This is a genomic window from Corynebacterium sp. HMSC05E07, from assembly GCF_001807225.1.
GTDB classification, from domain to species: domain Bacteria; phylum Actinomycetota; class Actinomycetes; order Mycobacteriales; family Mycobacteriaceae; genus Corynebacterium; species Corynebacterium singulare.
Genome location: NZ_KV788254.1, coordinates 430 through 26,469 on the forward strand (window position 1 = coordinate 430; position 26,040 = coordinate 26,469).

The 26,040-nt window shown below is 60.4% G+C and carries 29 protein-coding genes; 20 read left to right on the plus strand and 9 right to left on the minus strand.

Annotated features, from left to right (window positions below):
* Nucleotides 1-616: 616 nt before the first annotated feature.
* Nucleotides 617-1,792, minus strand: a complete 1,176-nt coding sequence (locus HMPREF3149_RS09730) for an acyl-CoA dehydrogenase family protein (protein ID WP_070537791.1) — start codon at nt 1,790-1,792, stop codon at nt 617-619.
* 120 nt (nt 1,793-1,912) lie between these two features.
* On the opposite strand from HMPREF3149_RS09730, the gene HMPREF3149_RS09735 reads away from it, so the two are divergent.
* Nucleotides 1,913-2,470, plus strand: a complete 558-nt coding sequence (locus HMPREF3149_RS09735; protein WP_042529608.1) for a TetR/AcrR family transcriptional regulator — start codon at nt 1,913-1,915, stop codon at nt 2,468-2,470.
* On the opposite strand, the gene HMPREF3149_RS09740 is transcribed toward HMPREF3149_RS09735, so the two are convergent.
* Complete coding sequence (locus HMPREF3149_RS09740; protein ID WP_070537792.1) at nt 2,467-3,516, minus strand: hypothetical protein; 1,050 nt, start codon at nt 3,514-3,516, stop codon at nt 2,467-2,469. The two genes, HMPREF3149_RS09735 and HMPREF3149_RS09740, sit on opposite strands and share 4 nt — an antisense overlap.
* Nucleotides 3,509-4,003: an RNA polymerase sigma factor gene (locus HMPREF3149_RS09745; RefSeq protein ID WP_070537793.1), complete on the minus strand. Its 495-nt coding sequence runs from the start codon at nt 4,001-4,003 to the stop codon at nt 3,509-3,511. Before HMPREF3149_RS09745 ends, HMPREF3149_RS09740 begins: the two co-directional genes overlap by 8 nt.
* Nucleotides 4,004-4,086: 83 nt before the next feature.
* Between HMPREF3149_RS09745 and HMPREF3149_RS09750 the strand changes: the two genes are divergently transcribed.
* From HMPREF3149_RS09750 to HMPREF3149_RS09760, 3 genes are read left to right on the plus strand one after another with little or no spacing between them, the layout of a single operon-like run.
* Nucleotides 4,087-4,668, plus strand: a complete 582-nt coding sequence (locus tag HMPREF3149_RS09750; protein WP_070537795.1) for a hypothetical protein — start codon at nt 4,087-4,089, stop codon at nt 4,666-4,668.
* 18 nt (nt 4,669-4,686) lie between these two features.
* On the plus strand, nt 4,687-5,727 hold the full coding sequence (locus tag HMPREF3149_RS09755) for a ribonuclease HI (protein WP_070537797.1): 1,041 nt from the start codon (nt 4,687-4,689) through the stop codon (nt 5,725-5,727).
* Nucleotides 5,728-5,765: 38 nt separating this feature from the next.
* Nucleotides 5,766-6,188, plus strand: coding sequence for a hypothetical protein (locus HMPREF3149_RS09760; RefSeq protein WP_070537799.1), 423 nt, complete (start codon nt 5,766-5,768; stop codon nt 6,186-6,188).
* Here the strand turns inward: HMPREF3149_RS09760 and HMPREF3149_RS09765 are convergent.
* Nucleotides 6,175-6,648: a YdcF family protein gene (locus tag HMPREF3149_RS09765; RefSeq protein ID WP_070537878.1), complete on the minus strand. Its 474-nt coding sequence runs from the start codon at nt 6,646-6,648 to the stop codon at nt 6,175-6,177. The genes HMPREF3149_RS09760 and HMPREF3149_RS09765 overlap by 14 nt on opposite strands.
* 31 nt (nt 6,649-6,679) lie before the next feature.
* Between HMPREF3149_RS09765 and HMPREF3149_RS09770 the strand changes: the two genes are divergently transcribed.
* The gene (locus tag HMPREF3149_RS09770; protein ID WP_070537801.1) at nt 6,680-7,570 is read left to right on the plus strand and encodes a ribokinase; all 891 of its coding nucleotides are present in this window, start codon (nt 6,680-6,682) and stop codon (nt 7,568-7,570) included.
* On the opposite strand, the gene purE is transcribed toward HMPREF3149_RS09770, so the two are convergent.
* Complete coding sequence (gene purE / locus HMPREF3149_RS09775; RefSeq protein ID WP_070537803.1) at nt 7,571-8,071, minus strand: 5-(carboxyamino)imidazole ribonucleotide mutase; 501 nt, start codon at nt 8,069-8,071, stop codon at nt 7,571-7,573.
* Between the two features lie 12 nt (nt 8,072-8,083).
* Entirely contained in the window at nt 8,084-9,361 is a 1,278-nt protein-coding gene (locus HMPREF3149_RS09780; RefSeq protein WP_070537805.1) for a 5-(carboxyamino)imidazole ribonucleotide synthase, read from the minus strand.
* Between HMPREF3149_RS09780 and budA the strand changes: the two genes are divergently transcribed.
* Nucleotides 9,347-10,066: an acetolactate decarboxylase gene (gene budA / locus HMPREF3149_RS09785; RefSeq protein WP_070537808.1), complete on the plus strand. Its 720-nt coding sequence runs from the start codon at nt 9,347-9,349 to the stop codon at nt 10,064-10,066. The two genes, HMPREF3149_RS09780 and budA, sit on opposite strands and share 15 nt — an antisense overlap.
* Here the strand turns inward: budA and HMPREF3149_RS09790 are convergent.
* The gene (locus HMPREF3149_RS09790; RefSeq protein ID WP_042533062.1) at nt 10,063-10,506 is read right to left on the minus strand and encodes a hypothetical protein; all 444 of its coding nucleotides are present in this window, start codon (nt 10,504-10,506) and stop codon (nt 10,063-10,065) included. The two genes, budA and HMPREF3149_RS09790, sit on opposite strands and share 4 nt — an antisense overlap.
* Nucleotides 10,507-10,790: 284 nt before the next feature.
* Nucleotides 10,791-11,681: a biotin--[acetyl-CoA-carboxylase] ligase gene (locus tag HMPREF3149_RS09795; protein ID WP_070537810.1), complete on the minus strand. Its 891-nt coding sequence runs from the start codon at nt 11,679-11,681 to the stop codon at nt 10,791-10,793.
* Between the two features lie 75 nt (nt 11,682-11,756).
* Between HMPREF3149_RS09795 and HMPREF3149_RS09800 the strand changes: the two genes are divergently transcribed.
* The 14 genes from HMPREF3149_RS09800 to HMPREF3149_RS09865 all read left to right on the plus strand — a co-directional run bounded on the left by HMPREF3149_RS09800 (nt 11,757) and on the right by HMPREF3149_RS09865 (nt 24,715).
* Nucleotides 11,757-12,746 (plus strand): ABC transporter ATP-binding protein, encoded by a 990-nt coding sequence (locus HMPREF3149_RS09800; RefSeq protein ID WP_042529586.1) that lies wholly within the window; start codon nt 11,757-11,759, stop codon nt 12,744-12,746.
* Nucleotides 12,747-12,860: 114 nt separating this feature from the next.
* Nucleotides 12,861-14,153, plus strand: a complete 1,293-nt coding sequence (locus HMPREF3149_RS09805) for an ABC transporter substrate-binding protein (protein WP_042529584.1) — start codon at nt 12,861-12,863, stop codon at nt 14,151-14,153.
* Nucleotides 14,154-14,326: 173 nt separating this feature from the next.
* Entirely contained in the window at nt 14,327-15,301 is a 975-nt protein-coding gene (locus tag HMPREF3149_RS09810; protein ID WP_042529582.1) for a carbohydrate ABC transporter permease, read from the plus strand.
* A gap of 4 nt (nt 15,302-15,305) precedes the next feature.
* Complete coding sequence (locus tag HMPREF3149_RS09815) at nt 15,306-16,127, plus strand: carbohydrate ABC transporter permease (protein WP_042529580.1); 822 nt, start codon at nt 15,306-15,308, stop codon at nt 16,125-16,127.
* Nucleotides 16,127-16,312, plus strand: a complete 186-nt coding sequence (locus HMPREF3149_RS09820; protein WP_042529578.1) for a hypothetical protein — start codon at nt 16,127-16,129, stop codon at nt 16,310-16,312. Before HMPREF3149_RS09815 ends, HMPREF3149_RS09820 begins: the two co-directional genes overlap by 1 nt.
* The gene (gene treS / locus HMPREF3149_RS09825) at nt 16,309-17,811 is read left to right on the plus strand and encodes a maltose alpha-D-glucosyltransferase (protein WP_070537812.1); all 1,503 of its coding nucleotides are present in this window, start codon (nt 16,309-16,311) and stop codon (nt 17,809-17,811) included. The genes HMPREF3149_RS09820 and treS overlap by 4 nt, the downstream gene beginning before the upstream one ends.
* 274 nt (nt 17,812-18,085) lie before the next feature.
* Nucleotides 18,086-19,375: an inorganic phosphate transporter gene (locus HMPREF3149_RS09830; protein WP_070537814.1), complete on the plus strand. Its 1,290-nt coding sequence runs from the start codon at nt 18,086-18,088 to the stop codon at nt 19,373-19,375.
* An 11-nt stretch (nt 19,376-19,386) separates the two neighbouring features.
* Nucleotides 19,387-19,689: a hypothetical protein gene (locus HMPREF3149_RS09835; protein WP_042529573.1), complete on the plus strand. Its 303-nt coding sequence runs from the start codon at nt 19,387-19,389 to the stop codon at nt 19,687-19,689.
* 225 nt (nt 19,690-19,914) lie between these two features.
* Entirely contained in the window at nt 19,915-20,166 is a 252-nt protein-coding gene (locus HMPREF3149_RS09840) for a hypothetical protein (RefSeq protein ID WP_070537816.1), read from the plus strand.
* Nucleotides 20,167-20,412: 246 nt separating this feature from the next.
* Nucleotides 20,413-22,026 (plus strand): acyl-CoA carboxylase subunit beta, encoded by a 1,614-nt coding sequence (locus tag HMPREF3149_RS09845; protein ID WP_070537818.1) that lies wholly within the window; start codon nt 20,413-20,415, stop codon nt 22,024-22,026.
* A gap of 48 nt (nt 22,027-22,074) precedes the next feature.
* Nucleotides 22,075-23,406, plus strand: a complete 1,332-nt coding sequence (locus HMPREF3149_RS09850) for a carboxyl transferase domain-containing protein (protein ID WP_070537820.1) — start codon at nt 22,075-22,077, stop codon at nt 23,404-23,406.
* An 8-nt stretch (nt 23,407-23,414) separates the two neighbouring features.
* On the plus strand, nt 23,415-23,609 hold the full coding sequence (locus tag HMPREF3149_RS09855) for an acyl-CoA carboxylase subunit epsilon (protein ID WP_042529565.1): 195 nt from the start codon (nt 23,415-23,417) through the stop codon (nt 23,607-23,609).
* Between the two features lie 5 nt (nt 23,610-23,614).
* Nucleotides 23,615-24,211: a Maf family protein gene (locus HMPREF3149_RS09860; RefSeq protein WP_070537822.1), complete on the plus strand. Its 597-nt coding sequence runs from the start codon at nt 23,615-23,617 to the stop codon at nt 24,209-24,211.
* A gap of 87 nt (nt 24,212-24,298) precedes the next feature.
* Nucleotides 24,299-24,715, plus strand: coding sequence for a DUF3151 domain-containing protein (locus HMPREF3149_RS09865; RefSeq protein ID WP_070537824.1), 417 nt, complete (start codon nt 24,299-24,301; stop codon nt 24,713-24,715).
* An 80-nt stretch (nt 24,716-24,795) separates the two neighbouring features.
* On the opposite strand, the gene HMPREF3149_RS09870 is transcribed toward HMPREF3149_RS09865, so the two are convergent.
* Nucleotides 24,796-25,989 carry a DUF4282 domain-containing protein gene (locus HMPREF3149_RS09870; protein WP_083280843.1) on the minus strand — a complete coding sequence of 398 codons (1,194 nt, stop codon included), beginning with the start codon at nt 25,987-25,989 and terminating at the stop codon, nt 24,796-24,798.
* Nucleotides 25,990-26,040 lie beyond the last annotated feature (51 nt).

Here is a 26,040-nt window from a genome sequence, read left to right on the forward strand (position 1 = left end):
GAACGGTTCCCGGACTGCGACGACCGGAGAGCACAGACTTGAAAGGGCGACGTGTCCTCCGGTTTTCGTCGTATGGGTAGTTGATGGGAGCTGTCCTCTGGTTGGGGACTTGTAGACGGTAATCTTTCGATCACTACCTGGCCTTGTACTGACAGAGCCCCACTTGGGGTTGGAGTGATCTAGGAATTCGGTCCAGCTCATTTTAGAGTGTCTGATGGTTTGTGTGTGTGGGTACCTAACCCGCCACATAAGGAGATGGACCAGAATGGCTACTGTGGCAATCTTCTGCCACGTCAGCTCATGCTGGGGAAGAGTTCGAAGGTAAATGAGTTGAGCTAAATCTGCCATATCTCAACTGTTAGACGAGCAGCCTCCGTCCATCCAGAACCTCCTCCAAAACCTGTGGATAACTGGTTGTTCGTATCAACATAACGAATCGCTGTTGGCCTAGCAGGCTATAAGGTCCCTCTTCGGTGGTCTCTTTAGTTTGGTCCCTTAACTCCGAAAAGGGACCATCTACGACCATAGATACTCAGCCAAATGGTCCCTTTACCAAGCAAAGGGACCAAACTAGAGGGGCCACCAAGCGAGCCTTTCCACATCCCCGGCCGGCTGGCTACTTATAGGCCGAGAAGCCCGTAATCTTCTTGCCCATGATGAGGGATTGCACGGTATCGGTGCCTTCGTAGGTATGCATGGCTTCGATGTCCGCGAAGTGGCGGGCGATATCGTTCTCCAGCAGGATGCCGACTCCTCCGAGCATGTCGCGGGCGTCGGCGGCGATGCGTCGCGCGGCACGCGTGTTGTGAAGCTTCGCCGCCGAGGCCTGCTCAGGGGCCAAGGTGCCAGCATCTTCGCGCTGGGAAACCTCGCGGCAGGTGAGCATCATCTGGCTGAGGTCAAGGACCATGTTGGCAAGGCGCTGCTGGATAATCTGGGCCTTGGCCAGCTCGCGGCCGAATTGGACGCGTTCGAGTACGTAGGAGCGGGCAATCTCGTAGCAGGCGACGGCGGAGCCGAGCGCCATCCAGGACACACCGATGCGGGTAGCGGTGAGCACGCGAGAAACATCCTTGAAGCTGCGACAACCTGGAAGCTGGTTGGCGGCGGGGATGCGGCAATCCTTTAGCGTGATGTGTGCCTGGTGGATGGCGCGAAGGGAAAGCTTGCCCTCAATCACGGTGGCGGAGTAGCCGGGAGTCTCCTGTGGAACGATGAAGCCGCTGACGTTGCCGTCTTCCATGCGGGCGTAAATGATGGTGATGCCGCCGGATGCACCGTTGCCAATCCACTTCTTCTCGCCGTTGAGGACCCACTCGTCGCCATCACGAACCGCGGTGGTTTCGAGCGCGATGGAGTCCGAGCCGTGGTCCGGTTCGGTGAGGCCAAAAGCACCGAGCAGCGAGCACGAGGCCATCTGCGGCAAATACTCAGATTTCTGCTCCTCCGAGCCCAGCATCGCAATCGAGCGCATGGCCAACCCTGCCTGAACTGCGATGACCGTTCCCATCGAGGCATCCGCGCGGGTAATTTCCATGAGCGTCAATCCTGCCTCGAGGGTGGACATCTTCTTGTGGCCCGGCACGGCAAGCCCATCCGTCATCACGTCCAGAGAACCCAAGCGTGAGACCAGGTCCAGCGGGTACTCGGAAGCTTGCCAGTGCTTGTTAATCACCGGGTCGGAGTACTCGCGGAACTGAGCAGCCCTCTTCCAGCCTTCAGCGTCGGACGAGGATAGGTTGTCGAAGACGCCGAGGAAGTCAGTGGTGCGCTCGAAGAGGTTGTGGGACATGGTTACTTCTCCAGGTAATACGAATGACTATTAGCCTCAATTGTGACCTGACTCTCGCCACCTGTCAAGCAGCCGCCCTGTACACTAATCACCATTAGCTTTGACAAGGAGGACGCCACCGTGGCCAACCAGAAACGCCGCGACCAGATCGCCGCCGCCGCGCTCGACCTCTTCGACCAACGCGGCTACCACGCCACCGGCATGGAGGACATCGCCAAGGCCGTCGGCATGCGCGCCTCCAGCCTTTATAACCACTTTTCCTCAAAGCAGGAGCTTCTCGCCGAGGTCACCATCACCGCCATGGAGGATCTCCTCCGCGCCAACGCTGCCGGGCTGGCAGGACTGAAAGAACCGCGCGAGAAGCTCGTCGCCACGATGAAAGCGCACGTTGTCTACCACGCCACCCATGCCCGGCGCGTCCGCGTGGTCAACAACGAGCTCACTAACCTCGAAGAGCCCCATAAGTCGGTGGTTCTCCAGCTACGCCGCGACTATGTGGCACGCTGGATGGCCGTGGTCAACGAGGGCGATTTCCATGCCGAAAGCCTCAAAATCGCCTGCTGGGCACTCATCGATATGGGCATCGGCGTAGCCCAATGGTTCTCCCCCGACGGTGATCTCACCGCCGAGGAATTGGGCGAGATGTATGGCCAGTTCGCCCTGCGCCAGCTCACCTAAGGCGCGCAGCCGATGGCCTGCTCCTCTTCGCGCCCATCCTCGTACTGCACTCGGACACGGGAGTAGACCTCAGCGTGGTAGCCGCACGCCTCGCGCTTATCGACGACCACCTTCACCCTCTCCTCCTTAAACGTTCCCTCCGCGCAGTTCGGGTCACAGTCATTCTCGATGGCCACACCATCCGCCTCCGCGGTTTCTGCACCCCAGTTTGACCACTTCAGCTGGTTGACCAAGTAGTTGTTGTCGGCGCACGCTAGCGAGATGCGCTCTGGGCCTTCGAGGCCGGTGACGGAGACGCAATCCAGAATGGCGGTGGCGTCAACGGTGGTTTCCACGTCTGGGCCCACAAGGCCAACAACGCGCACGAGCTGGCCGGTGGCTGGGAGGACAGAGAAGCTGACATGGTCGGAATCACGAATCACGGTGACCAGCTCGTCCTCCCCCTCACCCTCGACGCTGCCGACGTCGTTGCCGTCAGTATCCGCCAGGATCTCGTAGGTGATCTTCTGCTGATCGCTGGTCAGACCGGGTTGGAGCAGGAGCTCCAGCGCACCGAGCGCACGGTTGGGGAAGGTATCAGCCAGCTTTTCCAGCCCCGCGCGGTCAGTCGCGATGACAAGGTCGTCCGGGTTGACCGAGGGCTGCGGGTCAAAGCCGGGGACCTCTCCCTGCCAGGAAACTTCCACGGCCCCTCCGGCATCCACCGAGTATTCGGTCACGGCGGTGGCATCACCGAGCGTATCCACGCGCTTCATGTAGTCCTTCGCCGTGACGCCTTTGTCCAGGGCATCAGGCTGAGCGCCAGCCGCCTCACCGGCCTGGGTCAGGATCTCCGCGGCGGAGGCCACCGGTTGCGAGTTATTAAGCAGCGGAATCGCACCGCCCACCAGCGCTAGGACCGCGACACCGGCCGCAGCATAGGTCCACGTCGGGCGCCCCTTGGTGATGCGGGCGAGAGTGGCTTCGGAGTGCTTGAGGGAATCGTCGGAAAACGTGGCGTCCGGTACGGGGTTCGCCGCACGGAGCCGGTCGAGAGAGTTAGACATCGGATTCTCCTGTGAGTTCGGATAGATGAGTACGAGCGCGGTGTAGACGCACGCGGACGTTGGTGCGGGAAATGCCCAAGATTTCAGCGATTTCCGGGTGGTCGAGCCCCTCCCAGGCGTGGAGGGTCAGTATTTCCTGCTCGGCATAGGACAAGCGCACGAAGGCCTCACTGATATCGAGGCTTAAGTCGACGGCGTCGTAGCCGGCATAGGACTCCAGCTCATGGTCGTCGAGGTTCTCCGTCTCGCGGCGCGTGCGGTAAAACTCCCGCATGACGTTGCGAGCGATGCCGTACAGCCACGGCAACGGCGTGCCCCGGACCGAATCGAAGCCGGACCAGGCACGCTCAAAGACGTCAGCAGCCAGCTCCTCGGCATGGCTTGGTGGAACGCGGCGGCGAAGGTAGGCCAGCACCGCCGGGTAATGCTCGCGGAAGAGCCGAGAAAATTCCCGTTTCCGCGAGCCGGGCAAAGAAAGGACAGACACTAAAACTCCAGATTACTGATGGGCTCACTGGGTATGTGACAGCACAGAGCCTAGCGTTACAGCCGCACAGTAAACTCGCGGACATGTTCTCTCTTCTCAAGGCCTATGGCCTCCTGCCCTGGTGGAGCCAGACGTTTTCTGATCAGCAGCGCAATCGCATCCTTGCCGCGATACCCGAGGGCACGGGAGCACGCTCGGCCTCAGAGTTGCTCGCCGCGCTTCTTACGGGTGCCCTCGATGCGATGGCGTGGAAGGAAGCACTGCTCATCGCCGATAAGTTGGAGTCCAACGCACCGCTTTCCCCTATTTTGCAGCGTGCCCGCGCTGAGGCGGAGCGCCACCTCACCACTGCCCCGCGCGGCGATAATCCTTTTGAGCAGACCCCACACCGCTCCGAAACGGTACCGGCACGGTTCCTGGCGTCCCGCATTGCCGAGCTTAACGACGGTGAGCGGTGCCACATTGCGCTTGACGACGTCCTCGTCGATCCCTCCGACCACGCCTTCCTCCGTGCCCGCGCGGTCGCGGTCTCAGAGGAGACAGGGCTTGAAGTGTCCTATGGCCCAGAGGGCTATACGCTAACGATTACCCGGCCGGTTCTGCTGAAGCGGGTGGCTTCTGTGGGTGAGGAACTGCCCGTGGCTTGGGTCGTGGACCGCTCCTAATGGTTTACTGATAGGGATATGGAACCACTCGAGCTCTCTGCCCTCACGGGCAACCAGTCGCGGACGTACGGCACCCGCAAGATCACCAAAGACATGGTCTCGGCGCCGGTGCACGTGGCGATCGCCCTGTGGGATGAACGCTGGGATTCCGCGGAGGGCGGGACTATCGACGGCTGGGTCATCGCCGTCAACACCAAAGACACCCGTTTCGTGCGCAAGGGGAACATTCGCCAGGGCGACATCGTTGAAGTAGCCGTTCGCGAGTTTGAGAAGGCCACGAAGAACATCAAGGGCCGCACGTGGATCGTCACGGGACGCCGTCAAACCGCTCTGCGTTCCGCGCTCGAGGAGCGCGGCTATAGCGTGACGGGAAGCTTTGCGGAGGAGAATAGGGCGTCGAGAAGCGCGAGCTCCGTGCGACGCAAAGAGGCAGGCATTACCGCGCGCCGAGCCAAGAAGGAAGGCGAGGCTCCCCGCAAGAAGCAAGTCATAAAGGTGGAGACCCCCAAGGCACACTGGTGGCCGAATTTTTCCACGGCCTCCTCGTGGCCGGACGGCGCCACGGTGCGCATCGCGACGGACGCATCCTCCGACACCGTGTTCAAAGGCTCGATGTGCTTCGTGGCAGGCAACGGCGATTACCGCCTGCGCACCCGCGAAACCTCTGCGAGCACCGATGAGCTGGAGCTCGAATCCCTCACCCTAGCGCTGAAATACCTGCTCAAGGTCGGCGCCACCAAGGCCATCATCGAGTCTGACTCCGTTGCCGCCCTCGACGCGGTGAAGCAAATTCGGACAAAGGGCTCAAAAGCAGTGCGTTCGCGGGGCGTGTGGCGAGGGCTATCCTCAGGTTCGCGCTCGCGCTTCCAGCAGGCCTGGAAAGATGTTGAGGGCGTCTGCGATGTCACGATTCGCCGCGTACTAGGCCATGCGGGCGACCCGCTCAACCGGGCCGCCGACCAGATTGCGTACATGGGACTGCGCGCCATCGCGCATCCCCGGAAACAATCGCAGCCCACGCTCAAAGAGGGCATTACGAAAGCACTGGCGAAACTCTAATTCGGGGTTTGCCTCCTCCGTGTCCTAGGGTAAATCCCATGTCGAATCCCTTTGACTCAAACCCCTTCGAGGAGTCGGCCGAGGTATCTCGTGGCCGCGGGGTTAATCCTTTCGCCGAGTCCTATGCGGAGCCTTTCGAAGAGCCGCAGCGCGCCGACACACCTGCTCCTGTATCGGACCACACCCCAGCCACAGCCCCAGCAGCAGACCCAGCCCCGGCCTCAGCGGGCTCAATTCACCAATTTTCTTTCGTCAAAGCCGCCCTGAGTGCTTTCTCGGTTCTCATTGGTCTCAACGCAATTGGTGAAACCGAAGTGCTCTGGGGCATCGGATTTGGCCTACCCGGTGCCTGGTACTTCATCAAGTCCATTCAGCAAAAGACCAACCCCACCCAGCCGCAAAAGCGCCACTGGTTTGTCATCTGGCTCATCGCGATTCTGCTGATCATTATCGGCGCGTAGTCTTTAGGCCCACCACGCGCCGCCAGACAATCCGCAGCAGCGAGTGCGGAGTCGCCACCACTTCACGCAGATAGTTCCACACTCGCGCTTCCTTGGGAGTGCGAACTCCGTGCACACGAACGCGAATCCCCAGGTGCCAGGCCCAGATACGCGTGCGCAGAACGTGGAAGTCATTCGTCACGACGCGAAAATACGCATACTCTGAGCACAGCGCATGAGCGCGTTCGAGATTTTCATTCGTGCTGGTCGCCATCGGTTCCACAAGGATTCGCCCAGCAGCAACTCCGCGCGCGATGAGGTAGTTCCGCATCACGTCTGCTTCCCCGAAGCCGGATACGATGACAGGCTCATCCGGCATCACGCGGGCCGCCACCACCGCGCGGTTGAGGCGGCTGCGTAGCAGCAAGCCTGGCTCGTCACCCACTACACGCGCGCCCAACACCAGAACCGGAAACTGCATGGCTGCTAGCTTAGCGTGCATACTGGTCAGCATGAACATGTGCGTAGTCGGGTCCATCAACGCTGACCTCGTGGTCCACACCTCGCGGCATCCCAAGCCGGGCGAAACACTCCTAGGCCACGGCGGCGAGATTACTGCAGGTGGCAAAGGCGCGAATCAGGCGGTGGCGGCCGCGCTATTGGGCGCTCGTGTGAGCTTTGTGGGCGCGGTGGGCAGCGATGCCTACGCAGCACCTGCCATGCATTACCTTGAGGCCAGCGGCGTGAACCTCGAGCATGTTGCGCGCACAGACGAGGTGACCGGCCTGGCCGTCATTACTGTGGACGAGCAGGGTGAGAACACCATCATTGTGGTGCCGGGAGCCAATGCGCTTGTCGACGCCCCCTTCATCGCCACCCACTCCTCCCCCATCGCCGCAGCGGAGCTGGTTCTCCTGCAGGGCGAAATTCCCGCTGATGGTTTTGCCCAGGCCATCGCGCTGGCCACGGGCAGGGTTGTGGTAAACCTCGCGCCGGTTGTGGAAGTGGACAACGAGGCGCTTCTGCGTGCCGATCCCCTGCTGGCCAATGAACATGAGGCAGGGCTCATCTTGGAGCAGCTCGGTTTCAGTGCTGAGGGCTCGCCCGTGGATCTGGCGCAGCGTTTGCGCGATGCCGGGTTCACGTCAGTCGTGTTAACGCTCGGCGCGCGCGGCGCGCTGGTGGCAGACGATGACCTCACAGAGATTGCTTCCCCGCAGGTCACACCCGTGGATACGACGGGCGCGGGCGATGCCTTCGCCGGCGCGCTGTGCGCCCGGCTGTTGGAGGGTGATTCGCTGGTGGAGGCAGCGCGCTATGCCACCCGGGTCGGGGCCTTCGCCGTGACGGGCTCGGGCGCGCAGGCCTCCTACCCTCATCGTGAATCCGAGCTGCCCAGCTAATTACTCTCCGAGAAGCTGAGAACGCAGGTTCGCGTCCTTCTTCTCCACCTCGGCGGCCATGTTCTCCTGGTAGGCAAGCATCTTGTCCACCAATGCTGGGTCACCAGCAGACAAGATACGCACGGCAAGCAGGCCGGCATTCTTGGCACCGCCAATCGACACGGTAGCTACCGGCACGCCGCCCGGCATCTGCACGATAGAGAGCAGGGAGTCGAGGCCATCAAGGTCCTTGAGCGCACGCGGGATGCCGATGACCGGCAGCGGCGTGGCCGCAGCGACCATGCCCGGCAGGTGCGCGGCACCGCCTGCGCAGGCGATGATGGCCTTCAGCCCGCGCTCGTGCGCGGACTTGGCGTAGGCCAGCATCTTTTCCGGGGTGCGGTGAGCGCTCACCACGCCCACTTCGAAGGGCACGCCGAATTCAGCGAGCACCTCAGCTGCGGGCTTAACTGTGGGCCAGTCGGAATCAGAGCCCATGATCAGGCCAACGAGCGGTTCCATGACTTCTCTCCTTTAAACGTTGGAATCCTCCGCCCACTGCGCGTGGACGAGGAAATGGGCAGCATCAGCGGCAATGCGGCGGGTATCAGCAATATCCTCGCCGACGACGTTGACGTGACCAATCTTGCGGCCAGCCTTGTGGTCCTTGCCGTACAGGTGGACCTTGGCCTCCGGGTAGCGCTCCATGACTGCGCGGACACGCTCGGGCATCGACATGGCTGGGTCTTCGTCGGCTCCCAGCACGTTGGACATGACGGTAATCGGAGCCAGCGGCTCGGTAGAGCCCAGCGGCAAGTCCAAAACCGCGCGCAGGTGCTGCTCAAACTGCGAGGTTACGCAGCCATCCTGGGTCCAGTGGCCAGTATTGTGCGGGCGCATGGCCAGCTCGTTAACGGCGATATCCTCCTCCACCACCATGCCGGGGGCACCGGAGGCAGACGCGATAATGGCGCCCGCATCCTGCTTAGCACCAAAAGCAAAGAGCTCAACGGCCAAAACACCTGTGACACCAAGCTCGGTAGCCACCTGGATACCGACCTGCAGAGCTCGCTCGGTCAGCTCCGGCGAGAGGTTCGGGGCTGGGGCAAAAGCCTCGGCACAAATACCCTCGCGCTGCACAGACTCCGTCACCGGCCACGCCTTCACCTCACCGGAGGGGCGGCGAGCCACAAGTACGGACAGCTCGCGGGTCAGATCAACTTTCTCTTCCGCCATGAGCGGGGTATCCGCAGCAAGAAGCTCTTCTACCAGCGGTTCCAGCTCCTCGGCAGAGGGGAACCACACGCCGTGGCCGTCATAGCCACCGCGGCGGGCCTTGAGGCACACGCGGCCTTCAACCAGCTCGGCGAAAGCGTGCGCATCCTCCACCGACTCGATGGCGGCAAAGCGCGGCACTGGGGCGCCCAATTCGGAGAGCTTCTGGCGCATGAGCAGCTTGTCTTGCGCGTAGAGGAGTGCGGAAGGTTGAGGGTGGACGTTGTAGGAGGCGTCGATAAGCGCGCGCACATGCTCCGTCGGCACGTGCTCGTGTTCAAAGGTCACAGCATCGGCGCCTTCGGCCGCCTTCGTCAACACCTCATAGTCGTGGTAATCACCGAGGACGACGTCCGGGATGACCTGCGCGGCGGACTTATCCGGCGCGGACGCCAAGAGGCGCAAGTGGATGTCGAGCTCAGCGGCAGCCGGCTGCATCATGCGCGCAAGCTGGCCGTCTCCAAAAACAGTAACGGTTGGCTTATGTTGTTCACTCACCCCTTCAATACTAGCCTTGGGGCCATGATTGTCCGGCATACCATCTTCCAGAACTCCCTCATGACCGCCCTGTTGGACGGCATTTACGATGGCGAGATGACCATCGGCGAGCTCTTGGGTAAGGGTAATTTCGGCATCGGTACCTTCGATGCGCTGGATGGTGAGATGATTATCCTCGACGGTGTCTGCTACCAACTGCGCGGGGACGGCACCGCGACGGTCGCTGACCTGGACCAAGGAACCCCCTTCGCCGTTGCGACGAACTTCGTCCCCCGCATTAAGGTGGACGCCCCCAAGGGACTGAAGCGCGAAGAGCTTTCCGCCTTCATCGATGAGCTCGAGCCCTCAGCTAACTACATGTACGCGGTGCGTATCACCGGCCGCTTCAGCAACGTGGTTACCCGCACGGTGGTCAAGCAGTCCAAGCCCTATCCGCCGATGGCGCAGGCAGTGGGCGGCGATAAGGAGCTGCGCTTTAGCGACGTTGAAGGCACCATCGGTGGTTTCCGCACCCCGGTCTTTGAAAAAGGAATTTCAGTACCCGGATGTCACGTGCATTTTATCGACGCTGCACGCACCTCCGGTGGACACGTGCTGGACTACACGGTGGATGAGGCCACCATTGAGCTATGCCCCGGCACGGACCTCGATCTGCGCTTGCCACTGACTCACGAGTTCCGCTCCGCCAACCTGGCCCCTGATGACCTGGACCAGCAGCTGCACACGACGGAGATTAAGGACTAACCCCACACCGGTTGTTCATTGAGGATGTCCTCGACGCGCTTGGCTTTGGGGATGGACGGGAAATACATCGGTTTCTCGTATCCGTGGAGTGCCAGCGAAATCCCACCGCGGCGACGGCGGGCACCACGGATATCCGTGAGAGGGATGGAATCTACGCGCTTGCCGTCGCGGGCGATGACGCGCAGGTTGGTCACGATGAAGCGCTTACGGCGGGCTTTCACCAAGGGGAGGACAAAGCGCCAGGCAGCAAGCAGGGCCCAGATAGCTACTAAACCATTGCGAAGCGCCAAGTCAATGCCGTTATAGTCGCACCAGCCGATGGCAATCCATGCAACGCCGGTGACCACGATGAGCTCGAGAAACGGGAAAAGCAGCGTGCGGAACGGCGCTGTCATATCCGCGCGGACCACCTCGCCGCGTCCCATCTCCATGAGGTTCATGGGGCTCATGATACCCACCTGCTCACGCAAGCCGACTGTGCGGCACTCAGTTCATGGTGGTGCAGAGGGCACCTGCTTAGCGTCTCCCGCGGGGCATCTTCCGCAGGGCATCTTCTACAGGGTATCTTCTAAACGGCATCAGTCAAAGGGCATTTTACCTCTAAAAACGCCTTGTGGGGTCTCCAAAGGGCGTTTTCAGGGATGAAAACGCCCTTTGAGAGATGCCTTTGAGCGAATGCCTCATGGAGAGGACGCGTGCTTGACGACGCCCCGCCCGACCAAAGCTACTGCGCAGCGGGCCGCAGGTGGATGACATCGCCGGCGGAGTAGTAGTCGCCGCCCACGTTGATGCGGCCATCATCGGCCACGCCTTCAACGGTGCCGGTGACGTTACCGGCTGGAGCCTCGAGCCGGACCTCCTGGCCGATGGACGAGCACACCGTGCGATAGTCCGCCATGAGCTGCGGGTCCTGCTTCTCCCACTGGCTGATGCGGCGATGTAGGTTCTTCAGCACGGTGATGGCGAGCTCCGTGCGGTCGGTGTCGCGTCCCTCGAGCGCTAGGGAGGTCGCAGCCTCGATGGGCAGCTCCTCGCGACTCAGGGTGACGTTAATGCCCATGCCCACGACAACGCGCGCGGACGGCGGGGTAGCCGCTTGGGTCTTGGGTGCCACCTCGGCCTTGTTGAGCTCTGCCTTGTTGATTTCAGCCTTGTTGAGCTCCGCCTTGTTCACTTCGGCCCTGGAGACTTCAGCCTTGGAGACCTCAGTCTTCGGGGCAGACTTGAAGGCCTCGCCAACTGGGCCGGCTTCAGCGAGGATGCCGCACAGCTTCTTGCCGTCGATGTGCACGTCATTCGGCCATTTGAGGACGGCACCGTCGACGGAGTCGGTCACAGCGAGGCCCGCTGCCAGCGGCAGGGTGCCCAAGTGGTCGAGCGAATCCGGAAGAATAAGTACAGAGAAAATGAGCTGCGATCCGGCTGGGCTGACCCAGTGACGGCCCAAGCGGCCTTTGCCGGCAAGCTGCTCATTAGCTAGCAGCACCGTGCCATCAGCCACCTTGTCTGCCTGCATGAGGTCGGTATTGGTAGAGCCAGTGGACTCGGTGTACTCGATGACGGCGAAGTCTTCCGCCAAGGCTTCGCGGATACGGTCCATATCTAAAGCTGTCATGCTGCCTGATCCTACTCGCTGCCTCACAGCTCGAACCTGCGTCGTGGTGTCTGTGCCGAGTGTTAGGGTTACTGCATGGCAAAGGTCACTTTTGAGAACGTCGGCATCACCTATCCGCGTGCCGAGAACCCCACGGTGAAGGATCTCAACCTGGAGATCGCCGATGGCGAGTTCCTGGTCCTCGTCGGCCCGTCGGGCTGCGGTAAATCCACCACGCTGCGCGCGTTGGCCGGTTTGGAACCGGTCTCCAGCGGCCGCATCCTCATCGATGACAAGGATGTCACCGGTCTCGAGCCGGGCGAGCGTGACATCGCGATGGTCTTCCAAAACTACGCGCTCTACCCGCACCTCACCGTGGCGGAAAACATGGGCTTCGCCCTCAAGCTGGCCAAGCGCCCTAAGGCAGAGATCAAAGCCAAAGTGGAGGAAGCCGCAAAGACCCTCGGTCTGACCGAATACCTCAAGCGCAAGCCTAAGGATCTCTCTGGCGGCCAGCGTCAGCGAGTGGCCATGGGCCGAGCCATCGTGCGCAACCCCAAAGTCTTCCTCATGGACGAGCCGCTCTCCAACCTGGATGCCAAGCTGCGCGTCCAAACCCGTGCGGAACTGGCCAGCCTCCAGCAGCGTCTCGGCACCACGACTGTCTACGTAACGCACGATCAGGTCGAGGCCATGACCATGGGGGATCGCGTCGCTGTGCTCAAGGACGGCGTGCTCCAGCAGGTAGCCCCGCCGCGTGAACTGTACGATGCTCCCGCTAACGAGTTCGTCGCCGGTTTTATCGGCTCGCCAGCCATGAACATCTTTGACTACAACGGCGGCCGGATCGGCGTGCGCCCGGAGAAGATGTTCATCAACAAGGGCCCACTGGGCTTCCCTGGTGTCGTGGATTTCGTCGAAGAGCTTGGAGCGGAGTCCTTCGTGTATGTCACCGTGGGCGAACAGCGCTTCGTCGCTCGTGCCCGCGGGGAGGTTCCGACACGCGGCGAAGAAGTCGTGCTCAGCTTCAACCCGCGCGAGGCACACCGCTTTGACCCCGAGACTGGGGATCGCATTAACAACTAACAGGGGGTAGCTTTCACCCCCGCGGAAAGTCAAATAAATGTCAAAACCGCTTGCGGAGTGGATCTGATCCCCTATTTTGAAGTCACCAGAAGTTTTCCGAAAGGTGAATACTCTATGAAGAAGCCGTTTCTCCACAGCTCCCTGCGCACTGTCCGTCGCGGTGTCGTCGTCACCACAGCAGCACTTGCACTGACCTTGACGGGCTGCTCGTCGAGCGATGAGGGATCGTCGTCAAGCACTGGCTCCGAGGCCGCCTCCACGGACGGCGGTGACGGCCGCGGCCCGATCACCTTTGCCATGGGCAAGAACGATACTGACAAGATCACGCCCATCATTGAGGCATGGAACGCCGAGCACCCGGATGAGAAGGTTGAACTCAAGGAGCTCGCTGGCGAGGCAGACGCGCAGCGCGAAACCCTCGTGCAGTCCCTGCAGGCAGGAAACTCTGACTACGATGTCATGGCGCTCGACGTCGTGTGGACCGCTGATTTTGCCGCCAACCAGTGGCTCGCCCCGCTGACCGGTGACCTTGAGGTTGACACCTCTGACCTTCTGCAGCCCACCGTGGATTCCGCCACCTACAACGGCACCCTCTACGCTCTGCCGCAGAACACCAACGGCCAGCTGCTTTTCCGCAACACCGACTTGGCTGACAAGGCTCCGGAGAAGTTCGCCGACATCACCTCCGCGTGTGAGGCCTTCAAGGAGAACACCTCCTGCCTGACCACGCAGCTTAAGCAGTATGAGGGCCTGACTGTGAATACCGCTGGCTTCATCGAGGGCTGGGGCGGCTCCATTCTGGATGAGCAGGGCAATGTCACCGTCGATTCGGATGAGGCCAAGGAGGGCCTGCAGGCGCTTGTTGACGCCTACGAGGACGGCACCATCTCCAAGGACTCCACCGCCGCAACGGAAGAGGAGACCAACCTGGCCTTCACCGAGGGCAAGACGGCCTTCGCCATCAACTGGCCGTACATGTACACCAATGCTGAGGAAAAGGGCATCAAGTTCGAGGTCCAGCCGCTGGTGGGCAAAGATGGTGTTGGTGTCTCCACCCTGGGTGGCTACAACAACGGCATCAACATCAACTCCGAGCACAAGGCCACGGCCCTGGACTTCATGAAGTTCATCATCAACGAGGAGAACCAGAAGTCCTTCGCCGAGGCTTCCTTCCCGCCGGTGCTGGCGTCCATCTACGATGACGACTCCTTGGTCGAGGAATTCCCGTACCTCCCAGCCCTGAAGGAGTCCCTGGAGAATGCAGCGCCGCGCCCAGTCTCCCCGTTCTACACCGCTATTTCCAAGGCCGTGCAGGATAACGCCTACGCCGCACTGACCGCCGGCAAATCCGTCGATGACGCTACGAAGGACATGAAGGCCGCCATCGAGGCAGCGTCGCAGGGTTAATCCTCCCCGCGAGTGTGGGGCGCGAGTGAGTCCGCTGAGACTTGCCCGCGCCCCTTTCTGCGATCTGGGTGCACAGCGGCCTTGAACATCATGTCCGAGTCACCCGCTATGATTTTCACAACTGTCCCCTTATGTTCCCGATTAGCTTCACAACGTAGAAAGGCAGGCATCGCATGGCTGGTACACCGCGTACTGCGCAATCACGCAAGCAGTATCTGCAAGCAGCCGGGCTCATTGCACCAGCGCTCATTGCGTTGGCTGTGGTGATCGGCTACCCCATCGTGCGCGCTGTCATGTTGTCCTTCCAGGGCAATAAGCGTCTCAACCCCACCACGGGCGTGTTTGAGGAAGGCTCCTTCGCGGGCCTCGAGAACTACCTTTATTGGATCTCAAACAAATGCATGTCCGCCACCGGCCAGGCTACGACGTGCCCGGATGGTGTTATTGCCACAGACTTCTGGCCGGCACTGAAAATTACGCTTTTCTTCACCGTGGTCACCGTGGCCTTGGAGACCGTCCTCGGCATGTTCATGGCGCTCGTCATGAACGGCGAGTACCGCGGTCGCGGCCTCGTTCGCGCGGCCGTGCTCATCCCATGGGCCATTCCAACCGCTGTGACGGCAAAGCTGTGGCAGTTCATGTTTGCCCCGGATGGCATCGTCAACTCGCTCATTGGTGAGCGCATTGCGTGGACAACGGACCCTTTCTACGCACGCCTCGCAGTCATCATCGCGGATGTGTGGAAGACTGCGCCGTTTATGGCCCTCCTCATCCTGGCGGGCCTGCAAATGATTCCGCGGGATGTCTATGATGCCGCCCGTGTCGACGGCGCTTCCCGTATCCAGACCTTCTTTACCATCACCCTTCCACTGGTGAAGCCGGCACTGATGGTGGCGGTTCTCTTCCGTACCCTCGACGCCCTGCGTATGTACGACCTACCTGTCATCATGATTTCGGCGTCCTCCAATTCCCCCACCGCCACGATTTCTCAGCTCGTTGTGGAGGATATGCGCCAGGGCCACTTCAACTCGGCTTCTGCACTGTCCACGCTCATCTTCCTCTTGATTTTCGCCGTGGCATTCATTCTCGTGCGCTTCCTGGGCGCTGATATCTCAGGAGCTACCCGCGAGAAGAAGGATAAGGAGTAACCCCATGAAAAAGTTTGGCCACTACCTTGGCATCCTCTTCATCATGTTTTGGGGCCTCGCACCGTTTTACTGGATGGTCGTCACCGCCCTGCGCGATAAGGCCCACACCTTCGACACCACGCCGTGGCCCACACATGTCACCCTAGATAACTTCCGTGACGCGCTAGCAACGGATAAAGGCAATGACTTCCTCAACGCGCTGGGCAACTCCCTGCTCATCTCCCTAGCTACCACCGCGGTGGCCGTACTCATTGGCGTGTTTACCGCTTATGCCTTGGCGCGGTATGACTTTCCTGGAAAAGGTGTGGTCACAGGCATTATCCTGGCCGCTTCCATGTTCCCCGCCATTGCTCTGGTTACCCCGCTCTTCCAGTTGTTCGGTGACCTCAACTGGATTGGCACCTACCGCGCGATGATCATCCCGAATATCTCGTTCGCGCTGCCGCTGACGGTCTATACGCTCCTTAGTTTCTTCCGCCAGCTGCCATGGGAATTGGAGGAAGCCGCGCGGGTGGATGGGGCTTCACGAAGCCAGGCCTTCCGCCTCGTGCTCTTACCCCTCGCCGCGCCGGCGCTGTTCACCACCGCCATCATCGCATTCATCACGACGTGGAACGAGTTCATGTTGGCCAAGCAGCTGTCAACGACCGGCACAGAGCCCGTCACCGTGGCCATCGCACGTTTCTCTGGCCCCTCGGCCTTCGAGTACCCCTATGCCGCCACGATGGCGGCCGGCGCGTTGGTGACGATTCCGCTCATCATCATGGTGCTCATTTTCCAGCACCGCATCGTCGCTGGCCTGACCGCCGGAGGTGTCAAGGCCTAATGCGCCGTGCACTGCTCTGGGACACCGCGCTAGGATTCATCGGTTTCTTCGCCTTCCTCGCGCTTGTGCAGGCAGTTCTCAATCTTTTCCAGCCCTCCCCCGCCCTCTGGCCGGGGTTCCTTGCCGGCGCACTCGTGCTGGCGGAGTACCTCCTATGGCGGGCTAAACAAAAGGATCTCCGATGAGCTGGCACCATAACGCCATCTTCTACCAAGCCCTTGTGGGCTCCTACAAAGATACCCGCGGCGAAGGCGTCGGCACCCTGCGCGGCGTCATTGAGAAGCTTGATTACCTCAAGTGGTTGGGCGTCGATTGCCTGTGGCTCTCGCCGTTCTACGCCTCGCCGCTGCGGGACGACGGCTATGACATTGCTGATTACTACTCCATCCACCCGGATTATGGAACGATGGATGACTTCGACGAGCTCGTCGACCAGCTCCACGCGCGTGGCATGCGTCTCATGACGGACTTGGCCTTCAACCACACATCGAGCGATCACCCGTGGTTCCAGGCCTCCCGCACAGATCCGGATGGCCCCTACGGCGACTATTACGTGTGGGGCGATGATCCGCTGCGGTACCCGGAAATTCGCATCATTTTCACTGATACGGAGACCTCCAACTGGGCGTGGGATCCGGAGCGCAAGCAGTATTATTTCCACCGCTTCTACTCGCACCAGCCGGATCTCAACTATGACAACCCGAAGGTGCACGAGGAAATCTTCAAAATCCTCTCCTTCTGGTTGGACAAGGGGGTGGATGGCTTCCGCCTCGATGCCATCGCCTACCTCTATGAACGCGATGGGTTGGGCGGCGAGTCCCTCCCTGAAACAGTCGAGTTTGTCGAAAAGGTCCGCGCCTTCCTCGATGAGAACTATCCCGAGGCCATCATGATCGCGGAAGCCAACCAGCCGCCGGAAGAAACCATGGAGTTTTATGGGTCGGGCAATCGCTTCCACATGGTGTTCAACTTCCCGGTGATGCCGCGGTTGTACCAGGCGCTAGCGCTTGGCGACGCCACCCCGGTGTACGACATCATGGATGAACTCCCCGAGCTGCCACAGGGCTGTCAATGGGGCACCTTCCTGCGCAACCATGACGAGCTGACACTGGAGATGGTCAGTGAAGATCAGCGCGCCATCATGTATGAGCACTACCTGCCGGATGATCAGATGCGCGCCCACGTGGGCATCGCTCGGCGCCTAGCTCCTTTGCTAGGCAACGATTACCACAAGATTGAGCTGTTCTACTCACTGCTCATGACGCTGCCGGGCGCACCGTTCCTCTACTACGGCGATGAGATCGGCATGAACGATGCCCCCGAACTGCCCGACCGAGATGCAGTACGCACACCCATGCAGTGGGAGCCGGGCGAGGGCGCTGGTTTCAGTACAGCCGCGCACACTCGCCGTCCCATCGTCGGTGGCGTGGGGATTTCGGCGGAAGAGCAGCTTGCCGACGACGCCTCTCTCCTCCACCGCCTGCGCGGTCTCATTCAGCAGCGCAAGGCACATCCAGAACTCGGCACCGCGCCTTTCGAGGCGGTGGAAACGGGCCATGCTGGTGTGTTGGGTTTCCAGCGCGGCGAGTTACTGTGTCTGCATAACTTCACCGAGCACACTGTGGATCTGGGACCCGTGGATCTGGGACCTTTTGGTTATGCGTGGCTTCCTGTGGAGGTCTAACCCGCTCACCCACGTTCGGTAAATGAACAGTAAACTCTACATGTACGGATGCGTAAACTTTCAAAATTTTATATAGCTTTATGACCAATTAATCAAACATAATTTGTGTTTTCGCAGGTAGGGGCCTATAACCATCATAGTTGGCCCACCACCTCGTTAGGACTAGTGTTTTCCCCGGTTAGCATGCATTTCGAGGCACCACCTTCTGCAACGAGTGCACCACACGCTGGCCTTTTTGTAGATTGGTCCCCTAGTCCTGAAAGGGCTCCCGCACGTGTCAGCGACACTCATCATTCTCGCCATCGTGGTGATTACCGCCTTGGCCTTTGACTTCACCAATGGTTTTCATGACACCGCCAACGCCATGGCCACATCCATCGCCACCGGTGCCCTTAAGCCATTTACAGCAGTAGCCATTTCCGCAGTCCTTAACCTCGTCGGCGCGTTCCTGTCCGTGAACGTTGCTGCGACGGTGGCCAAGGGAATTGTGAATCTCGATTCCTACGATATGTCTGTCCCTGCCGATGGCGACGCCCTCCTCATGGTTGTCTTCACCGGCCTCATTGGCGGCATTTCCTGGAACCTCTTCACCTGGCTGCTGGGAATGCCTTCTTCGTCCTCCCACGCTCTGTTCGGCGGACTCATCGGCGCCGCCTTCGCAGCCCTCGGCACGGGCGGTGTGGCATGGTCTTCCATTGTCGGCAAGATCATTATCCCAGCTGTTGCCTCCCCCTTCATTGCCGCCATGGTTTCGGCCTGCGGCACCGCACTGGTCTACTGGGTAACGAATACCATCCCCGAAAAAGTTAAGAACGAACACTTCCGCCACGGCCAGATCGTCACCGCCTGCTTGGTTTCCCTGGCGCACGGTACCGGCGATGCCCAGAAAACCATGGGCGTTATCTTCCTCGCCCTCGTCGCTGCCGGTGAGGCCAACTCTGATGCACGCATTCCGACGTGGGTTATCATCGCCTGTGCCGTAGCCATTGCAGCCGGCACGATGTCTGGCGGTTGGCGCGTCATCCGCACCCTGGGCAAGGGCCTCGTTGAGATCGAATCCCCGCAGGGCATGGCCGCCGAGGCAACGTCTGCTGCCATCATTTTGACCTCCGCCACCGGCGGCATGGCACTGTCGACAACCCACGTGTCCACAGGCTCTATTCTGGGTACCGGCTTGGGACGCAAGGGCGCACAGGTTCGCTGGGGTGTGGCCATGCGCATGGCTGCCGCATGGCTCATCACTCTGCCGTGTGCAGCGTTCGTTGGATTCGCCACCTGGTGGATTGCTGAAGGCGTCTCCACCGTTTCCACCACAATGGTCGGTGCCATTGTTGACCTCGTCCTCCTCCTCGGCATGGTCGCCCTTATCCTCATGCGCGCACGCCGCAACCCGGTCGACGCCAAGAACGTCAACGATGATTGGGATGCCGAGGCCGAGTCCGTCGATTCCTCGATGTCCCCGCGCGAAAAGGTCGCCGCTGGCGCCGCGGTTGGAAACTCTCCTGGCGACGCCAACGCCGTCAACGATGTCGTCGATGACAGTTCCACCCTCAAGGACAGCTAAGGATCCCGATCATGACCGCACTAGAAATTCTCACCGCCATCATTCGCGTTGCCGCTCTGGCTCTGGCATTTGGCGCAGGTATCCCGCTCCTGTTTGCGTTGGGCATGCGCTGCATGACCGGCGATCCGATTCGTAACACCGAAGGTGTCGTCATCGATGACACCGAAGCATCTCCTCAGATGAAGCTTCTAGGCTGGACCGTCTACGCGGTCCTTGCCCTCTTCATCCTCGTGGCCATTACATGGATTGCCAAGGACTCCATCCACCACTACTTTGGCCTTGAACTCTTCCCGGGCCTCAAGGGTGGACACTAACCCCCCCTACCGACGCTCACCGCCAAGGGCGGCCGCTCCTCCCCACTCTGCAGGAGGCGCGGTCGCCCTTTCGTTATGCATGTCACACCCAAGTAAGATGAACTAAAAGTTAACTACACGTGAACCAAATGTAGCATTCTAGCCCCTTCAGCGATATAGTGGGTGCATCCCCATGATGTGGAGAGGCGCATCATTACAACGCAAATAAGAGAGAGGTGAGTACACATGAATGCCTTAACTGGATTTATTTCAGCCATCACCAACACATTCAAGGGTGCCACCGGCACCGGCCTTGACACCATTGCCGCCACCCCCCTCCCGGCAATGATTGCCGAGGATCTACTCAAGCACGACCTAATCCCTGCAACCCGCACCGATATCGAAGAAACCTACGCAGCGCTCGCGGGAGACTTCCCCCGCGAGGGTGACCTCGCCGAGGCAGAACTCTTCCTTCATAGCTTCGGCTGGCTTGCGTAGCCCCACGAGAAATACACAACCAGAAGCCTCGGCCTACCTCCTAGGTCGAGGCTTTCCCCTTTCCACCAACACCCGTCACCCTCCCCCAAACCACACTCATTACACTGACACAATGAACGCAACACGCCATTCGCGAGGAAAACCTCATCTTTCGCACCGCCATAACCTGCATAAACGAGAATTGTGAGGCAAATCACCCGCGCGCCACTATACGTTCCTACCCAAAACTTTTCTACACTGCCGAACATGACTATTTCCTCACATTTGTCAGAGCTGGATTCCCTCAGCGCCGACACCACCGCAGGCAAGATCGCTGAATTCAAGAGGCGTCGTGAAGCAGCGGCCCAACCCATGGGCGAAAAAGCTCACGAGAAGGTCCACGCACAAGGCCGCCTCACTGCCCGGGAGCGCTTGGACTACCTCCTCGATGAAGGTTCTTTCGTGGAGACCGACATGCTCGCCGTTCACCGCACTATGGACTTCGGCATGGGAAAGAAGCGCCCGCTGACCGATGGCATCGTCACCGGCTGGGGAACTATCGACGGCCGCGAAGTCTGCATCTTCTCCCAGGATGGAACCGTCTTCGGCGGTGCTCTCGGCGAAGTCTACGGCGAGAAAATGATCAAAATCATGGAGCTCTCCATCACCACCGGCCGCCCCCTCATCGGCCTGTACGAGGGGGCTGGTGCTCGCATTCAAGATGGCGCCGTGTCCCTGGACTGGATTGCCAAGACCTTTTACCAGAACGTCAAGGCCTCCGGCGTCGTCCCCCAAATCTCCGTCATCATGGGCGCCTGTGCCGGTGGCAATGCCTACTCCCCTGCTCTTACTGACTTCGTAGTGATGGTGGACAAAAAGTCTAAGATGTTCGTCACTGGCCCGGACGTCATTAAGACCGTCACCGGCGAAGAAGTCAGCCAGGAAGAACTCGGCGGCGCCGGCGTCCACATGCACAAATCCGGCACCTCGCACTACACCGCGGCCACCGATGAAGAAGCCTTGGACTGGGTCCATGATCTGCTGACCTATCTGCCCTCCAACAACCGGCAGCTAACCCCAGCGGAGCCCTATGATGAGCTCGGCGAAGAAACCGTCGATGACCTCAGGCTGGATGACATCATCCCAGATTCCCCGAACCAGCCCTATGACGTCAAGGAGGTCATCGAGGCGCTCACGGATGACGGCGACTACTTGGAAATTCAAGCCGAGCGTGCCGATAACGTGGTCACTGCTTTTGGCCGCATCGAGGGCCACACTGTAGGTTTCGTGGCCAATCAGCCGCAGGTCTTCGCCGGTTGTCTGGATATCGATTCTTCAGAGAAGGCTGCCCGTTTCGTGCGCACTTGTGATGCTTTTAATATCCCCATCGTCATGTTGGTTGACGTCCCTGGTTTCCTTCCCGGTGCTGATCAGGAACACGATGGCATCCTGCGTCGCGGCGCTAAGCTGCTCTACGCCTATGCCGAGGCCACTGTCCCTAAAATCACCGTCACCCTGCGCAAAGCTTATGGCGGCGCCTACTGCGTGATGGGTTCCAAGGGATTGGGAGCAGACGTCAACCTGGCCTGGCCCACCGCCCAGATCGCGGTCATGGGCGCGGCAGGTGCCGTCGGCTTTATCTACCGCAAGGAGATCAAGGCCGCCCACGAGAAAGGCCTCGACGTGGCTGAGCTCACCAAGTCCTTCGAGCGCGAGTACGAGGATCACATGCTCAACCCCTATAAGGCTGCAGAGCGTGGGCTTCTCGACGCCGTCATTCTCCCCTCCGAAACCCGCAGCACCATCGCCAAGAATCTGCGCTTCTTCGCGGATAAGACTGTGCCACGCCCGTCTCGCAAGCATGGCAACATTCCACTGTAAACGGCACGCCTTAAAGCGCACGGCTGCGCTGTATTACACTAGTGTCCCATGACTGACTTGAAGACGACCGCTGGCAAGATCGAGGACTTGGACGCGAAGCTTACCGAGTCCCGCGCGCCGCAGGGAGAGGTTCCCGCTGCCCGCAGCGCCATCGAGGCACTCTTTGATGCCGGCTCCTTCGTGGAGACTGACGCGCTGGCACGCCACCGCTCCACCGACTTCGGCCGTGAGCACATCCGCCCTTACACCGATGGTGTCGTCACTGGTTTCGGCACCGTCGATGGGCGCAAGGTCTGCGCCTACGCCCAGGACGCCTCGCTTTTCGACGGCACCATGGGCGAGGTTTACGGCGAAAAGGTCACCAAGCTCTATGACCTGGCAATTAAAACCGGCGTGCCTATCGTCGCGCTCGTCGCTAGCGATAAGCCGCGCGCTCAGGAAGGCATTGTGTCCTCAGCCATGCAGGCGCGAATTCTTGCTCGTGCCACCACGGCATCCGGCCTCATCCCGCAGGTCACTGCGGTCTACGCGGACACGAAGGATGCCTCACTCATCGCAGCGCTCTCCGATATCGTCATTGCTCCCGACGGCGATCTCCAGGCTGAAGGTGAGCACGAGGTGAACGTCGTCAAGCGCGTGCTCTCCTACCTGCCTTCGAATAACCGCGCAGCTGCTCCCCGTACTGAGGCCACCATCGTCTCCGGTTCGGTCGAGGCCAACATTAACGAGGCCGACCGCGCACTCGATACCCTTGTGGCCGACGATGGCACCATTGACCTAGCTGATGTTGTCACTGCCACCTGTGAGGATGTCTATGAACTCACCTCCCAGGTGCGTGGCATCTTCACTGGTTTCGGCCGCATTGAGGGACGTACGGTGGGCATCATTGCTAACCGTGACACGGTCGATGCTGCTGCCGCCGCCAAGGCCGCGCGTTTTATCCGCCTGTGCGATGCTTTCAACACCCCCATCATCGAGTTCGTCGATTCCCCGGCCCTCGAGGTGGAGAAGGCCGCCCTGGCCAAGCTCGTCCATGCGTACTCAGCTGCCGACGTGGGCAAGATCAGCGTCATCGTGCGCCGCGCTCACGGCACGGGTTACATCGCTTTCGGTTCCAAGGACCTTGGCGCAGACCTTTCGTATGCGTGGCCAACAGCAGAGATTGCCGTGGCCGACGGCCCTGCGCTGGCCGCTGAGCTGGAGCTCAGCGAGGAAGATGCAGCCGACTACCTGACCCCCTACCAGGCAGCTGAGCGCGGCCTCGTCGACTCCGTTATTACTCCAGCAGCCACGCGTGGTTCCCTCATCGAAGGACTTCGCCTGCTGGACCGCAAAATTGTCCCAACCCTGCCGAAGAAGCACGGCAACATCGTTTTGTAAAGGTATCCATGTCCGATTCCCTTTTTACCGTCCTGCGCGGCAACCCTACTGACGCCGAGGTCGCGGCACTGTCCACGGTGCTCAGCCAGCTCGACTCCGAGGCACGCGCCAAGGCTGCGGATATCCACTCTGAGCGTAACCTGTGGGGCCAGCCGGGAAATGTGTTCAACCCGACGGCCTTCCGCAACGTCCGCTACTACTAGCCGCCATGCGCATCGTCCTAGCATCCCAATCGCCTTCCCGGGCGTCCATCCTTCGCGGCGCTGGCGTCGAACCCATCATTGCCCCGGCCCACGTGGATGAACGCACCATTGAAGAGCGCCTCGCTGGAGAAGGCCCCGAGGACATCGTGTGTGCCCTTGCCACGGCTAAGGCCGAGGCCATCGCCCCCGGCTATCCCGAGGACGTCGTGGTGGGTGGGGATTCCATGCTGCTTCTCGACGGCTCCCTCCAGGGCAAACCTCATACCCCTGAGGCCACCGTTGAGCGCTGGCATGCGCAGGCCGGCCGCACCGCTGAGCTCATCACCGGCCACTGCGTGCTCTACGGCGACAAACGCTTCGTCGAGGCCTCGCGCACGACGGTACATTTTGCTCAAGCCTCCGACGCCGATATCGAAGCCTATGCCCAGTCTGGCGAGCCGCTCGAATGCGCCGGGGCTTTTACGTTGGAGGCCCTCGGCGGCTGGTTCATCGACCGCATTGAGGGCGATCCTTCCAGCGTCATCGGGCTTTCGCTCCCGGTGCTGCGCCGAGCGCTGTACTCCTTTGGGCTCAACGTCGCCGATTTCTGGACCAAGCCCTAGTTTCGGGCGAACCCTCTAGTTTTGGGCGAACCCTTCCAGCTTCGCCCCTCTGGTGACCGTGGCGCCACATGGCTAAAGTGGGGCGGCATGGAAATGAAAGACATGCTCGCACCCAAGCCCATCAAGCTGCCCGCCGATCCGGGCGCTGAGAGTACCTCTGATCTCACCGCAGGAATCGTCGCTCACCCCGATTCGCCGCTGCTGTGGGCACTGCTCGCTGAGCAGGAACTGGTTCAGCACGACGGCGCTGAACCCACCGCCTTCATCACCGCCTACGCATATGCCCGCACCGGCTACCACCGCAGCCTCGACCGCCTGCGCGGCAACGGCTGGAAAGGCTGGGGCCCGGTCCCCTACTCCCATGAACCCAATCAGGGCGTGCTGCGCGCCATCGCCGCTTTGGGCCACGCTGCGAAGGCCATCGGCGAGAACGAAGAGTATGACCGCATCCGCCAAATGCTGTCCGACGCCGACCCTGAATCCGTAGCCACGCTCCTGGACTAACCTGCTGCATAGATCAGAACAATCCCGCAACCTCGTCAAGGAGGTTGCGGGATTCTTACGTGCTGACGGGCTGAGGAACCTTAGTCGTTATTCATCGCGTCCCTGTTGGCATCGGCCTGCTCGACCAGCGTGCCGGTGTTCTGTGCAGTGCGGATATTAGCCACGAAGAACTCCAGAATCAGTCGGAACTGGATGATGTAGAACAGGAAGGCAATTCCTCCGATGAGCACTGCGCCTAGGAGGGACATGAGTCCTATAAAGAAACTATCGGCAAAGGAAACCAGGGAGAGCAAAATCGCGCCGACCCAGGCGACACCAGACACACCGACCAGTAGCATGTAAATGAAGGACGAAAACTTCAACGTGACGAATTCGCTGAAAGAGAAGTCAAATAGCGCCTTGAAGAATCCAGAGCCCTTGGAGGCAGTGCCCTGGCCTTGGTTGTTCTGCTGCGGGTACTGCTGCATCGCAGGAGCACCGAAGGGCGAGTTCTGATCGCCGAAGCCCTGGTTTTGTGGGGCAAATCCCTGCTCCTGCTGACCGAAGCCCTGCTCCTGCTGACCGAAGCCTTGGTCCTGTTGGCCGAAGCCCGCGTTCTGAGCACCAAATCCCTGGTTCTGCTGGGAGTAGCCGCCGAAGCCAGAGTTCTGATAATTCTGCTCAGGCTGGGAGTACTCTGCGGACTGAGAATTCTGGGAAGCCTGCGCACCGAAGCTTTCCGACTGCTGCTGGCCAAAACCATTGCCCTGATCAGCGGAGCTGCTAAAGCTGGTGTTGTCAGCGCCAAAGCCTGAGGCGGAGTCCTGGGAGGAGCCATGGGATGAGGAGCCATAGGATTCAGAGGCCGGTACAGCAGAGCCAGCCTCAGACGAAGCAGAATCCTGGGTGGACGCAGAGTACGAAGACGAAGACTCAGTGGAGGCAGTTGATTCAGCAGATTGCGCCGGTTCAGTGTGCGGCTCGGAGTAATCGCCGTAGCCCGCCTGGCCACCCCAATCAAAGCCCGAGTTGGACGGCGCGCCCGGGTTACCCCAACCGGTGGAAGCGTTATCGCTGCCGTAACCTCCACCAAATCCCTCGCCGAAGCCTTGCTGGGAAGCACCGCTGTTCGTGCCGTTCTCTGGTGTGGAGGAGTCCTCGCCCGCGTTATTCGGGGTCGAGTTGTTCGGGGTGTAATCAGCGCCAAAGCCGCTGCCGAAGCCGCCACCAAAACCCTGGTTAGAGGAATCGTTGTTGTTGTTGCCGTTCTCGCCGAACTGGTTGGGGTTGGTCATCGCTCGGTAGTCCTTTCACAGTGAAGTTCGCAGAGCAGTACACATTCGTGT